General features: G+C 37.7%; 15 protein-coding genes. 7 read left to right on the forward strand and 8 right to left on the reverse strand.

Features of this window, described 5'->3' with window-relative positions; genetic code table 11:
* Positions 1-63: 63 nt before the first annotated feature.
* Entirely contained in the window at positions 64-534 is a 471-nt protein-coding gene (locus tag BUA96_RS07640) for a ferritin-like domain-containing protein (RefSeq protein WP_072981972.1), read from the reverse strand.
* A 172-nt stretch (positions 535-706) separates the two neighbouring features.
* On the opposite strand from BUA96_RS07640, the gene BUA96_RS07645 reads away from it, so the two are divergent.
* Together BUA96_RS07645 and BUA96_RS07650 are read left to right on the forward strand one after the other, a co-directional pair.
* Positions 707-1,168, forward strand: coding sequence for a DUF6428 family protein (locus BUA96_RS07645; protein ID WP_072981974.1), 462 nt, complete (start codon positions 707-709; stop codon positions 1,166-1,168).
* Positions 1,169-1,235: 67 nt separating this feature from the next.
* The gene (locus tag BUA96_RS07650) at positions 1,236-2,504 is read left to right on the forward strand and encodes an MFS transporter (RefSeq protein WP_072981976.1); all 1,269 of its coding nucleotides are present in this window, start codon (positions 1,236-1,238) and stop codon (positions 2,502-2,504) included.
* A 12-nt stretch (positions 2,505-2,516) separates the two neighbouring features.
* On the opposite strand, the gene BUA96_RS07655 is transcribed toward BUA96_RS07650, so the two are convergent.
* The 6 genes from BUA96_RS07655 to epsC all read right to left on the reverse strand — a co-directional run bounded on the left by BUA96_RS07655 (position 2,517) and on the right by epsC (position 7,168).
* Positions 2,517-3,164 (reverse strand): hypothetical protein, encoded by a 648-nt coding sequence (locus BUA96_RS07655; RefSeq protein ID WP_072981978.1) that lies wholly within the window; start codon positions 3,162-3,164, stop codon positions 2,517-2,519.
* A gap of 2 nt (positions 3,165-3,166) precedes the next feature.
* Complete coding sequence (locus tag BUA96_RS07660) at positions 3,167-3,811, reverse strand: hypothetical protein (RefSeq protein WP_072981980.1); 645 nt, start codon at positions 3,809-3,811, stop codon at positions 3,167-3,169.
* Complete coding sequence (locus BUA96_RS07665) at positions 3,811-4,437, reverse strand: hypothetical protein (RefSeq protein ID WP_072981982.1); 627 nt, start codon at positions 4,435-4,437, stop codon at positions 3,811-3,813. Before BUA96_RS07665 ends, BUA96_RS07660 begins: the two co-directional genes overlap by 1 nt.
* A gap of 224 nt (positions 4,438-4,661) precedes the next feature.
* Positions 4,662-5,471 carry a DUF1853 family protein gene (locus tag BUA96_RS07670; RefSeq protein ID WP_072981984.1) on the reverse strand — a complete coding sequence of 270 codons (810 nt, stop codon included), beginning with the start codon at positions 5,469-5,471 and terminating at the stop codon, positions 4,662-4,664.
* Positions 5,464-6,348 carry a cysteine synthase CysM gene (cysM, locus tag BUA96_RS07675; RefSeq protein WP_072981987.1) on the reverse strand — a complete coding sequence of 295 codons (885 nt, stop codon included), beginning with the start codon at positions 6,346-6,348 and terminating at the stop codon, positions 5,464-5,466. Before cysM ends, BUA96_RS07670 begins: the two co-directional genes overlap by 8 nt.
* A 22-nt stretch (positions 6,349-6,370) precedes the next feature.
* The gene (gene epsC, locus BUA96_RS07680) at positions 6,371-7,168 is read right to left on the reverse strand and encodes a serine O-acetyltransferase EpsC (protein ID WP_072981988.1); all 798 of its coding nucleotides are present in this window, start codon (positions 7,166-7,168) and stop codon (positions 6,371-6,373) included.
* A gap of 79 nt (positions 7,169-7,247) precedes the next feature.
* Between epsC and BUA96_RS07685 the strand changes: the two genes are divergently transcribed.
* The 3 genes from BUA96_RS07685 (at position 7,248) to corA (ending at position 9,918) form a co-directional block, all read left to right on the forward strand.
* A complete protein-coding gene (locus tag BUA96_RS07685; RefSeq protein WP_072982840.1) occupies positions 7,248-8,036 on the forward strand; it encodes a tRNA pseudouridine synthase A in 789 nt (262 codons plus the stop codon).
* Between the two features lie 143 nt (positions 8,037-8,179).
* Positions 8,180-8,725 (forward strand): type 1 glutamine amidotransferase domain-containing protein, encoded by a 546-nt coding sequence (locus BUA96_RS07690; RefSeq protein ID WP_072981990.1) that lies wholly within the window; start codon positions 8,180-8,182, stop codon positions 8,723-8,725.
* An 86-nt stretch (positions 8,726-8,811) separates the two neighbouring features.
* Positions 8,812-9,918 carry a magnesium/cobalt transporter CorA gene (gene corA / locus BUA96_RS07695; protein WP_072981992.1) on the forward strand — a complete coding sequence of 369 codons (1,107 nt, stop codon included), beginning with the start codon at positions 8,812-8,814 and terminating at the stop codon, positions 9,916-9,918.
* A gap of 9 nt (positions 9,919-9,927) precedes the next feature.
* Here corA and BUA96_RS07700 read toward each other — a convergent pair whose 3' ends face one another.
* On the reverse strand, positions 9,928-10,362 hold the full coding sequence (locus tag BUA96_RS07700) for a hypothetical protein (protein WP_072981993.1): 435 nt from the start codon (positions 10,360-10,362) through the stop codon (positions 9,928-9,930).
* A gap of 140 nt (positions 10,363-10,502) precedes the next feature.
* On the opposite strand from BUA96_RS07700, the gene BUA96_RS07705 reads away from it, so the two are divergent.
* Both BUA96_RS07705 and BUA96_RS07710 read left to right on the forward strand, forming a co-directional pair.
* A complete protein-coding gene (locus BUA96_RS07705) occupies positions 10,503-11,180 on the forward strand; it encodes a DUF2461 domain-containing protein (protein WP_072981995.1) in 678 nt (225 codons plus the stop codon).
* Positions 11,181-11,297: 117 nt separating this feature from the next.
* Positions 11,298-13,154, forward strand: coding sequence for a DNA topoisomerase IV subunit B (locus tag BUA96_RS07710; RefSeq protein ID WP_072982842.1), 1,857 nt, complete (start codon positions 11,298-11,300; stop codon positions 13,152-13,154).
* Positions 13,155-13,174: the final 20 nt, after the last annotated feature.

Consider the following 13,174-nt stretch of genomic DNA (forward strand, 5'->3'; position numbering starts at 1 on the left):
AATAATCCGTTTTGATTGATTTTCAACCGAAACGGATTATTGCGAACGTAGTCTAACTTAAATCTATCTCAATTTAGCAATATCATCTAACTGTTGCAAATCTTCGATCGTATGGTAAATTTGAGAAAGCTGATTATTTAAAACAGTGCGCAAATGCTGAGGAAAATCGTGCTCCTTCAAAGCATTTTCATATTCTTCGGCACTCATTTTTTCACCGCGCATACATTCTTCTAAAACCGAAGAAATATCATCTTTGCTTATAATGCTCTTTACATCGATCCAAATTCTGTGCAAATCTGCTGCTAGACTGCCATCACCTTCGGGGCGTGCGTTTAAGGCGTGTAATTCTTTATCCAACTGATTTGCAAAATGATTACGCTTTACTGCTTGCCGCTGCATAAACCCTCTCAATTCGGTATGTTCAATTTCTTGCATAGCCTTAATAAAGCCTTTCTCTGCATCGTAATTTTTGACCAATAATTTTTGAAGTGTTTCGGTTAGTTCTAAATTCAGTTTCTGTTTTTCAGCGTTCATTTTATGTGTGTTCTTATCGTAAATACTGTGTTAGGCCTTGATATCAAAGCACTCGTAAATGTAAGTATCCTTTTTTAAATCTTTTTCGCTTTTGTTAAAATTTGCATTAGCTTAACAGTTCGTTTTTAAATAATTACTTTAATTAAGCGCGAATTTGAATGGATCTAGAGCTATGAAATTATCCGAATTACAGGCTGTACTCAAAAAAGTTTATAAGATTGGTTTTGAATTGCCTAACGGAAAATTACTTCCAAGTCATTTCTATTGGTCAAAAGTAAGTCTTAAAAAGGAACATCAAATGCTACCCAATGGAAGCACTAAAAAAAATGAAGTCATCGAGATCCACTTAACTGCGTCTTCCCAAAACAATCACAGAAGAAACCCGAGCGATTTACAAGGGTTTTTAGATAAAGCAAAACAAGGCTTAAACTTGTCTGATTTACCCATTGAAATAGCCTTGCTTGACCACGGAACCACTTGGTTCACATTGCAAATTGGCGACCCCTACTTTAAACTGATAGCTCTCGATAATACCTCTGTTTCTAATAATAAAACCGTTAAGAATCAGCAAACTACACCTTTGATGAAAGCAGCTTCAGATCCCAGCTTACCGGGCAGCAGTTGCTGTATTTAATTTTTAGTGCGGGAATACGCAATTCTAAAATTGTGTAGACTACTTTTGTTGTGGATAAAAGAAAACTATGGCAAAAAATGATCCCTATGCAGCCTTAAGGTTCAGAGAGTTTAATGTTTTTTTAATGTTACGTTTTGCTATGGTTTTTGCCTGGTCAATGCAATTTGTGGTGATCGAATGGCAAGTATATAGTATTACAAAAAATGCGCTTTCGCTGGGTATTATAGGTCTTATGGAAGTCATACCTGCGGTCTCCTTAGCTTTGTTTGCAGGTCATATTGTTGATCAGAGTGAGAAACGGGGACTTTTATTTAAATGTCTTTTTGGGTTTTCTTTTGTTAGTATAGGTTTGTTTTTGCTTACTTGGCCACGAGTAACTGAGCATTTAAGCACCTCTTTAACATTATATGCTATTTATTTCTTGGTGTTTTGTGGAGGTATCGTTCGTGCCTTTTTGGGCCCTACTATTTTTTCTTTATTTGCTTTAATTGTTCCTAAGAAGGTGTATCCTAACGCGGCTACGTGGAGTAGTTCGGTGTGGCAGATGGGAGCTGTGGTTGGTCCGGCTGCAGGTGGTTTTACCATACATTTAATAGGTGTGCACTGGTCTATGTGCGTGATTTTTGGCTTTTCACTGTTTGCTTTGATCTGCTTGTCACAAATCAAGAAAAAACCAATAATGAATCCTAAAATTGGGGAGCCGGTGATGCAAAGTCTTAAAGAAGGCATTCTCTTTGTTAGAAATAGCAAAGCTGTTTTAGGAGCACTTACATTAGATATGATCGCTGTTCTGTTTGGTGGAGCAGTAGCGCTGCTGCCCATTTATGCTCAAGATATTTTAAAAGTAGGTCCACAAGGATTTGGGATTTTACGGGCAGCTCCGGCGGTGGGTGCATTGATCACAATGTTTACCTCTGCGTATTTTCCATTGTATAAAAAAGCAGGGATAAAATTACTAGCTGCAGTTTTTGGATTTGGTGTTTCTATTATTGTATTCGGACTTTCAACATCCTTTTGGCTTTCTGTTCTAGCGCTGTTTATGAGCGGGGTGACCGATGGAATCTCAATGATCATCAGACAAACCATTCTTCAACTAAAAACTCCAGATCATATGCGCGGCAGGGTCGCTTCGGTAAATTCTATGTTTGTAGGTAGTTCAAATGAATTAGGTGCTTTTGAAAGTGGATTGACAGCAAAATTGATGGGCACAGTGACCGCAGTAGTTTTTGGTGGAAGTATGACGTTGATCACTGTCTTGGCTACAGGGATTATTTCACCTAAATTCAGAAAATTAGATCTGAGAAAAGATCTGGAAGAACACGAAAAATCAGAATAGATTATGGTTTGATTAGAAGCCTGGAGGTTTTAGTAATGTCGCATTTGTGAATTGCTGCATGTTAATGGAATAAGTTCCAGGCGCATCTTTGGCAATAAAGCCTTTCCTATAAATGATAAGATTCATATGGAGGTCGATAGTAATATCTGTATTTCCGGTTCTAAAAAAACCGTTATTAGCAAAGCCTCTAATGAACCAAGTACCTTCATCAGTGTTTTTGTAAGCATGTACCTGAAAACCTTCCACGACATCATTTCCGGCGTAACTTTCCGTGATTACGCTTGTATTACCAGTATCATGTTCAATAAAATAGTAACCCTGCACAGTTACAACGTAGTCCTCGATACTTATTTTAGTATTGTAATTTTCAACACCACGATTCGAAGTGTTTTCGAAAACTAATTCTGCATAATTTATGGGGCCATATTTACTGATGTCAATATCATACTGAACAATGGATAAATCTTGACGTTCAATGATGAGTTTGGATCCTCGAATTTGATTAGAATTACCAGGGTCCTCTAGAAAAAGTTTACCATCAATTCTGGTATCACCATTTACATCGAGAAGGTCCCGTGGAGTATTTGTATTTATTCCAACTTGTGCTTTAGATGTCAAGCAAGAAATAAAAATTACTATTGAAGTTATAAGTAATTTCATCTTTAATATAAATCTGGGATTGCTGAGGCCGAACCATTACGGTTGCCTCCTAGGTCAGTTCTGATTACCGGAAGTTTGCGATAAAAAGAGGTGTCATAAATAATAAAAGTGCATTCATAATGTACGGCATTTCGCCGATTAGTGGTATCAAGAAATCGGTTTCTAATCTCTAAATGCCAAGTGCCATTACTTTCAAATGTTCGAGCAACAAATGTTCCTATAGAATCATCACCTCCATCTATAAGTCTTTTGTTTACTGGCGCTCCTATATAACGAATATCAGCTAGTCCTACTATATATCTTGAAGTTTCAAAACTTAGATTTAAATCAACAATATTATCATAACTTAGATTATGGAAATAATATTTCAAAACATTGATTGGTGCAACAGTTAACTCATCTACATTAAGTTTGGTAATTTCTCCATTTAAAGCTGTAGAATCAGTGCGCCTTGTTAAAAGTTTAAAATCTTCATCAGTATTAGTAACCGTTCCTAAAGTACCTAGTTCAAATTGTTTTTGTACGGCCATCGAACCTACTATATGCAAATCTGATTCCGGATTGGTAGTCCCCACTCCCACTTGTGCGAATAACTGTACAACACAGAAAATACTTAATACAAAGGAAAATGTAAACTTTTTATACATTAGTCTATAAAGGGATTTGTGGCCGACTGCGTACTAGCTTCTTCCATAGCTACAGGTATGCGTCCAAATTGTTTTGATAAATCTTTTGAATATATCAGTGTGGTGATAGTCCAAGTACCTTTTTCATTTGGGTTTAAATTATTTGCAGCAGGAAAATCTGCAGTAATATGCCAAGTACCGTCTTTAATAAATGCACTGTAAAAGGGTATTGTTGCATTACTGTTTATATCCAGTTCACGATCGTATGATGCTGATAAAGTATTAAGCACAAATTCATTTGCATCTACTCTAGTATCAAAATCAAAAACCCAATCTTCTTGAGGATCATATAATTCATATATCTGAATATAGCCTAGAGCGGCTCCGGTTGGGTTGCTAACATCCAGAGATTTGATCTTACTATTACCATCTTGAATTAAGAATGTGCTAGTATCATCATCTTTTAAATCGTTGATAGTGCTTATGGTTACAGTATTCTGTACGCGTGCATCCCCTGCAACCTCTAATTTGACCCTTGGATTTGTGGTACCAATTCCTACTCCAGTCGTTTGTCCTAAAACAGGAACAATAGAAAGGAAAAAGATTGTAAAAGCAACAAGTTGAAGATTTGGGTAAAAATGTTTCAATTGGGTGACTTTTATAATAGGGTAAAAGTATATAAAAAGTGGTTTATTAAATAATAATTAAATATTTAATTTATTATTTGTAGGAAAAAACTTTCAAATATAAAGTATTTATGCTTAAAATTTAATATTATTTGCTCTGCTTAATGATAGTTTGTTGTAAACCGTATAAATGACTCATACTGTTTTAAATGGCAAAATGCGTTAAACAAAAAGTAAATATAGAATTACCACCAAGTAGCAAAAGCGTTCAAAACGCTATCCGACTTAAAAATCCAAAATTTGAATGAGCGGGATTGTGTCAATCGTATTTTAGCTGAATCAAAGAAATGATCAAATGATAAACGCTGAACAGATGTGGGAGCACCAACCCAATCATTCTTAGACGGAATATAGAAGGTTGTTTCTTCATCTTTTAATTGCAACAGCTGATCTAAATTGTAATAGTATCCGGCAATCAATTGATGCGATATCTCAAGGTGTTGCAGCTGCAACCCTAACGGAATGTAAACCTGAGCTTTAAAACTTAATTGTTGTTTTAATGAAGTAGGCAGGATATCTAAGGCGTGAAGCATTTTTTCAGTTTCTGGATGCTGTAGCATCGGGAACTGATGTGTGCTTAATTTTTTAACCTTTTCTGTAAGCGCATCTTTTGCGTTTGGACCTATTAATCGTTCAATCCAGTTGCCTTCGAGTTCCGGGCGATAGAGGTAAAATTTGTAAACCATTTCTAAATGAATACGTAGACCGGTTTGATTTTCGATGATAAAATCGAGTTCGCCTAAGGTCAACTTGTTTGCTATGACTTGTAGATTCTGAGCAAGAACCTTGTAACCACGGGCGGTAAGATACATCTGCATAAAATACTCCATACGCTGACCAAGTCGTATAGATTGAGGCATTTCAAAATCTTCGGGTAATTCTAAATTAGCAGGTTTGAAATCAAAATTAGATACGCCTAAAATCTCTGAGGACAGATCGATTTGAGGCGTATCTATAAATCCTTGAAATTGATGTTGCAGGTTAATATTAGTCAAACAAATCTGATGATAAATAGCGGTCTCCGCGATCACAAATAATAGAAACTACAACGCCTTCTTCTAGTTGCTCACACAAGCGCAGTGCCGCAACTGTAGCGCCTCCGCTGCTCATTCCACTAAAAATACCTTCTTCCTTAGCTAATCTTTTAGCCATTGCGCGCGCATCTGCTTCGCTAACTTCAAGAACTTGATCCACTTTAGAGGCATCAAAGATTTTAGGTAAATATTCTTGCGGCCATTTGCGTATTCCGGGAATGCTGGAATCATCGGTAGGTTGTACGCCTACAATTTGTACAGCACTATTTTGCTCTTTTAGATAAGTTGAAGTTCCCATAATCGTTCCCGTTGTACCCATAGAAGATACAAAATGCGTTACCTTACCTTGTGTATCATTCCAAATTTCCGGGCCGGTAGTTTTGTAATGCGCCTTCCAGTTGTCGGGATTAGAAAACTGGTTAAACATAAAATAACCTTCTTCTTTTACTTTTGCTTCGGCGAAATCTCGAGCACCTTCAATACCGATATCTTTTGAAGTGAGAATGACCTTGGCACCATAAGCACGCATAGTTTGTACGCGTTCTTTAGTTGCATTTTCGGGCATTACAATTTCTAAATCCAGGCCATACATTGAGGCGATCATTGCTAAGGCAATACCTGTATTTCCGCTTGTAGCTTCGATCAACTTAGATTCTTTAGTGATTTCACCACGCTCCATAGCTGCGGTTATCATATTAAATGCTGCACGATCTTTGACGCTTCCTCCGGGATTTTGCCCTTCGAGCTTAAAAAGTAATTTTACCTTAGGGTTTTTCTGTAAAACCTTAGATTCAACAAGAGGCGTATTGCCTATAAGGCGTTCTATAGAATAATTCATGAATTGTTTTTTTAAATACCCGCTATTCTTTTTTCTCCAGTTCTCTGATCAAGATTTCGGGTTTATGCGAAACTAAAGAGTAGGGCGGGACCGATTTGGTTAACCACACATTACCGCCAATGATACTATTGGCTCCAATGACAGTATCACCACCTAAAATGGTGGCATTGGCATAGATGGTCACGTTGTCCTCAATGGTAGGGTGCCTTTTTACAGCGCTCAGATCTTTAGCAACACTCAGTGCGCCTAGCGTAACCCCTTGATAAAGTTTTACGTGATCTTTGATAACTGCCGTTTCTCCAATTACAATTCCGGTGGCGTGATCCATAAAAAAGTACTCTCCAATAACTGCTCCCGGATTGATATCAACACCGGTGATGTGATGCGCATATTCTGTCATTAAACGCGGTACAATAGGAAATCCCTTTTGGTGAAGTGCATGACTTAAGCGGTAAATAGCTATCGCGTGAAAACCGGGATAGGCCAGATATACTTCTTCAATACTCGTCGCTGCAGGATCGTTTTCAAAAATAGCTTCGGCATCAAGATTTAGTTTTCGCAAAATCTCAGGTAGCTGGGCCACATAATCGTCCCAAACCTTGCTGCATTTCTTATCGATTTCCCAGCAGGCAAGCTCAACTAGATTCTCAAACAAGCGTTCTAATCGATCTAAATCTTCATCAAGATCATTAGGAAAGTTGAATAAGGTTGCAAAAAGCTCTTTAGTAAAACGATGTGTATCTGTTTTTAATTTGAAATTAAGATTGGCGTTTTGCTTATGAGCGCGTATCTGACTTATGATGTTCTCTTTATTGATCATAGGCTATTTAATTCATTCAAATGTATTGAAATGTATTTGCACAACGTCTGGAATGATAGTAAAATTCTATTTTTGGGCTATGTTTAAAAAAGAATTCTTCTACCTTTTTAAAATTCAGTATCTCGGTTTTAGATATCACGGTTGGCAAAAGCAACCAGATCTGCTTACCGTAGAACGTATGATGCAACGTACATTAAAATATGTATTGGGTCGTAATAACTTTAAATTCATTGCAGCTGGTCGGACAGATGCTAAAGTTTCGGTTAATGCAACCTATGTAGAACTCATACTTCAAGACGAACCCTTAGCGGTCAATGATTTTTTTAAAGTCTTCAATGACAACCTTCCGCAGGATATTCGGCTTTTAGAAGTGATAGAAAAGCCTAAACAAACTAACATCATTCAAGCTCCCAAACTCAAAGAGTATATTTATCTATTTTCTTTTGGCGAAAAAAATCATCCGTTCTGCGCACCGTATATGGTAAATGTAAAAGGAGCGCTTGATATTTCTCTCATGCAGCGCGGTGCAAGCCTAATGCAGGGAACGCACGATTATCGAAATTATGCTTACAAGGCTACCGCCGAAACGCAAACGCTTATGACGATTGAATCTTCAGTTATTGAAGAAAATACTTTGTACACAGCTAGTTTTTTTCCGAAGCATTCCTATGTGTTCAAAGTTGTGGGTGCCGGTTTTAAGCGACATCAGGTGCGCTTAATGATGGGCGCGCTTTTTGATCTAGGAAGCGGAATTCTTTCCTGGGAGGCTTTTGAGAAGAGTCTAGACGGAAGCATCTCTTATAAACTTACACACATCGCTCAAGCATCTGGTCTTATCCTGCAAGAGATCAATCTTGAGGAACATTGACTTAATTTAAGTTAAATCTGCCAGAGCTTAACAAAGCTTAACCCTTATGAATAAAGCTTTAACCCGGTCTTAACCCGGCAGCGCATACCTGCTGGCTATCTTTGTAAGTGAATTGATTTTATAACCAACAAAAACAATATACTATGAAAAAGGTAGCAATTTTAGCAACTAACGGATTTGAAGAAAGTGAATTAACTTCTCCATTAGAAGCAATGAAAAAAGAAGGCTTTCAAGTTGATATTGTAAGCGAAAAAAAAGGAACAATTAAAGCGTGGGCAGAAACCGACTGGGGGAAAGATTATGATGTTGATAAGACCTTAGACGAAGTTTCAGCAAAAGATTATAATGCTTTAGTATTGCCGGGTGGAGTGATTAATCCGGATCAGCTGAGAAGAAATGAAAATGCGCTTGTATTTATTAGAGATTTCTTTAAACAGCATAAACCTGTGGCTGCAATTTGCCACGCACCTCAATTATTGATCAGCGCTGATGTAGTCGAAGGAAGAACGTTAACTTCATTCTCATCAATCAAAAAAGATCTGGAAAACGCAGGTGCACTGTGGGTAGATAAAGAAGTTGTGGTAGACGAAGCGTTAGTAACTAGTAGAAACCCTAACGATTTACCGGCATTTAATGCTAAAGTAATTGAGGAAATTAATGAAGGTAAGCACGACTTACAACACGCATAAGTTGACCTTGATTTCTAGATAATCAGATTTTAAAAGTCCGTCGTATGGCGGACTTTTTCTATTTTTAACCTACTAAATTGTAATGGATGTCAAAGAGAATAAAGATTAAGAAGCCGAGAATCCCTAAAATTCCAAAAATAAAGCTGGCGCACAAGAAGATACAAAACGATGTGCCCGGAACACTTACCTATACGGGTAGTAAGGAACAGAAGCACGTGACGGTTGAGCTTATTGATTATTCTCCTTCTACACATAAAAATATCACGGTTGATGATGTTTCGCAGGCATTCAATAAAAAGCATCCGGAAGAAATTAGCTGGATCAATGTCAATGGGCTGAGCGATATTGATCAAATAGAAAAACTGGGGGATCACTATAAATTGCATCCGCTTATATTAGAAGATATCGTAGATACCAGCCAACGGCCCAAGATTGATGAGTACCCAGATTATTTATTTATTGTGTTTAAAATGCTCTATTATAACAGTGAGGGTGTTTTTATGAATGAACACATTAGTCTTGTTTTGGGCGAAAATTACCTGATCACATTTCAAGAAGCTGACGGGGATGTGTTTGACTCGTTGCGACAGCGCATCGCCAATGCCAAAGGGCGAGTGCGCAATGCAGGTGCAGACTATTTGATGTTTGCTATTATGGATGCGGTAGTGGATCACTATTTCACTTTAATTGAAACGATGAGCGATCGCATAGAATCGTTAGAAGATATTTTATTTTCTAATGCTGCAGATCAAGATATCACACAAGATATTCAAGAGTTGAAGCGGGAGGTTTTGCGTTTGCGAAAAGCTGTCTTTCCGTTTAGAGAAGTGGTCAACAGGTTGGAAAAGATAGACAGTCAGCTTATTGATGAACGCACGATTACGTACATACGCGACTTGTATGATCACGTGACACAAGTGACTGATAGTATTGATATTTATCGAGAAATGACCTGGGGCCTGATGGATATGTATATGACCACCATAAGCAACAAGATGAACGAGGTGATGAAAGTATTGACTATTATGGCCAGTATTTTTATTCCGCTTACGTTTATGGCAGGTATTTATGGGATGAATTTTGAATATATCCCCGAGTTGCATCTAAAATACGGGTACTATTATTTATGGGCAGCAATGATCCTTGTGTTTTTAGGATTGCTGTACTATTTCAAACGGAAAAAATGGCTGTAAGTAACCATTTTAATTCTTTAAAAAGCCTTGTTTAAGGCTGCGTTTACTGAAGAAATAAAGGTAGACTGCAATAAAGATCACGATCAGAGGCATCAGTAAACCTTGTACCATTCCGTAGACTTCAATCGCCGGCGTTGCAAAAAAGGAATATCCCATTTGAATCAGAACCCCCACCAAAGAAATCAAAAACAAGGTGACTGCAGAAGTTCTGCGCAGTAATAAAAGCAAGCTTCCTATAAAACCGGTAATCGTCGCAATAGCAAAAATTCCCTTAAGCCATTGCGGTGTGCTTTGAATAAGTTCGGCTTGATCTGCTGGTAATTCAGCAAGAGCAGCACTACTAACAAAGGTCTGACCCATAAAGGCAAAAACGCCCATTAAATTCCAAATAATTGCTAAAGTGGTGATTATCCAAAACGTACGATTAGGTTTACTTGAAGTCATAATTGGTTAATTTTAAATTTCAAAAATGATCGGGTATCGGGTATAAAATTTCGATAATCTAAAGTAATAATTTTTTAGAAAGTTCGACTTTTAGACCTGTAATCTAGATTAATTCTAACTGCATTGTAAAAGCTATTTTAATGTCAACTAAACTCCCCGCAGCCTATTTTCCGTTTTTAAACGAACTTAAAGAAAACAACCATAAAGAGTGGATGGATGCGCATAAGGATGAATATAAAATCCTTGAAAAACAGTTCAAGCAATTTTGTGAAGACACCAAGAGTCAGTTGAACAATTTTGAAGAGATTGAGCGCGCAAAAGTATTTAGGATCAACAGAGATATACGTTTTAGCAAGAATAAAAATCCGTATAAAACCAACAGAGGAGCTATTTTTTCTAGATCTGGCGTGCAGCGAAGAGGTAGTTTTTATTTTCAGATGGCGCCCGGTGCCAGTTTTGCCGGAGGTGGTTTCTTTAAGCCAGAATCGGCTGATTTGCTTAGAATACGCAAGGAGTTTGAGTTTGACGCAGACCCCATACGATCTATTTTAAATCAAAAAGAATTTAAGTCGGTCTACGGCGGATTTAATACTGAAAGTCAGGTAAAAACAGCTCCAAAAGGTTTTAGCAAAGACGACCCTAATATTGATCTGATCAAGAATAAAAACTTTTTTGTCACGCACCAATACACAGATGCCGAAGTCCTCGCAGAAGATTTTCAGCAAACCTTATTACAACACTTTAAGCTGTTGTTGCCGTTTTTTGATTATATGAGCGAAGTTTTGACAACAGATTTAAACGGAGAATCTATTCTCTAGCTTTCAAAGAGTTAGCTTTTTGATCCAGATTCTTAAAAACTTTGTTAATTAAAATGACTTTTGAGGCTTTAAAAAACCTCTGTGAAATGCTATATTAGCGGACATCCCTTTTATTTTATGGCTGAAGAAACAAAATACACCGAGGACAATATTAGATCCCTTGACTGGAAAGAACATATACGTATGCGTCCGGGGATGTACATCGGGAAACTGGGCGATGGATCTAGTGCAGACGATGGAATTTACATTCTTTTAAAAGAGGTTTTAGACAACTCAATTGATGAGTTTGTAATGGGCTCCGGTAAAACCATTGAAGTTAGTATTCAAGGAACACGCGTGATCATTCGTGATTATGGCCGTGGGATCCCGCTAGGGAAGGTGGTTGATGTGGTTTCAAAAATGAATACCGGTGGTAAGTATGATTCTCGTGCCTTTAAAAAATCGGTGGGATTAAATGGTGTAGGTACCAAAGCGGTAAATGCACTTTCTGAATATTTTAGAGTAGAATCTACCCGTGACGGGCAATCTGCTTCCGCAGAATTTGAACGCGGTACTTTAAAAGATCAAGAGTTTCTGGAAGAAACCTCACGCCGCAAGGGTACTAAAGTGACTTTTGTGCCGGATGATACCATTTTTAAGAATTACAAATTTAGAAATGAGTATGTTTCGCGAATGCTTAAAAACTATGTTTACCTCAATCCGGGATTGACCATAGTTTTTAATGGGGAAAAATTCTATTCAGAAAATGGACTGAAAGATCTTTTGGGCGACCGTATCGCCGAGAATGATGTGCTGTATCCAATTATTCACTTACGCGGTGACGATATTGAAGTAGCGCTTACCCACAGCCGCACGCAGTATTCTGAAGAATATCACTCGTTTGTGAATGGTCAGAATACCACACAAGGAGGTACGCATCAGGCGGCTTTTAGAGAAGCCGTGGTTAAGACTATACGTGAGTTTTACAATAAAAATTATGATGCTTCAGATATACGTAAGTCTATTGTTTCGGCAATAAGTATTAAAGTCATGGAGCCGGTTTTTGAGTCACAGACCAAAACCAAATTAGGTTCTACTGATATGGGAGGAGATTTGCCTACGGTACGTACCTATGTCAATGACTTTCTCAAGACCAAACTGGATAACTATCTGCATAAAAACCCGGAAACCGCCGAAAAACTTCAGCGCAAAATTCTACAGGCAGAGCGGGAGCGTACCGAGCTAAGCGGAATTAGAAAACTGGCAAAAGAGCGTGCTAAAAAGGCAAGCTTACACAACAAAAAACTAAGAGATTGCCGCGTACATTTAACAGACAGTAAGAAGGAGCGCAATCTGGAGAGCACATTATTTATAACCGAGGGAGATTCGGCATCAGGGTCTATTACAAAATCCCGAGATGTAAATACCCAGGCGGTTTTTAGTTTACGAGGTAAACCGCTCAACTCGTACAATATGAGTAAGAAGATTGTATATGAGAATGAAGAATTCAATCTCTTGCAATCTGCTTTAAATATTGAAGAATCTATGGAAGATTTGCGTTACAACAACATTGTGATCGCAACTGATGCCGATGTTGATGGAATGCACATTAGATTATTGCTTATAACGTTCTTTTTGCAATTTTTCCCTGAGCTTATCAAAGAGGGACATTTATATATTTTAGAAACGCCACTCTTTAGAGTACGTAATAAGAAAAAAACAATTTACTGTTATAGCGAGCAGGAGCGTCGTGATGCAATTGAAGAATTAAGCGGAAAACCAGAGATCACTCGATTTAAAGGTTTAGGTGAAATTTCTCCAGACGAGTTCAAACACTTTATTGGTGACAGTATCCGTTTAGCGCCAATTATGCTTGACGAAGCGATGTCTATTGAAGAAATTTTACAGTTCTATATGGGCAAAAACACGCCAGACCGCCAGAAGTTTATTATTAATAATCTTAAGGTGGAGTTAGATCCTGTATTAGAAAATTAGAATAAGAATCTCCATTTATC

The organism is Leeuwenhoekiella palythoae (assembly GCF_900130045.1).
Taxonomy (GTDB): domain Bacteria; phylum Bacteroidota; class Bacteroidia; order Flavobacteriales; family Flavobacteriaceae; genus Leeuwenhoekiella; species Leeuwenhoekiella palythoae.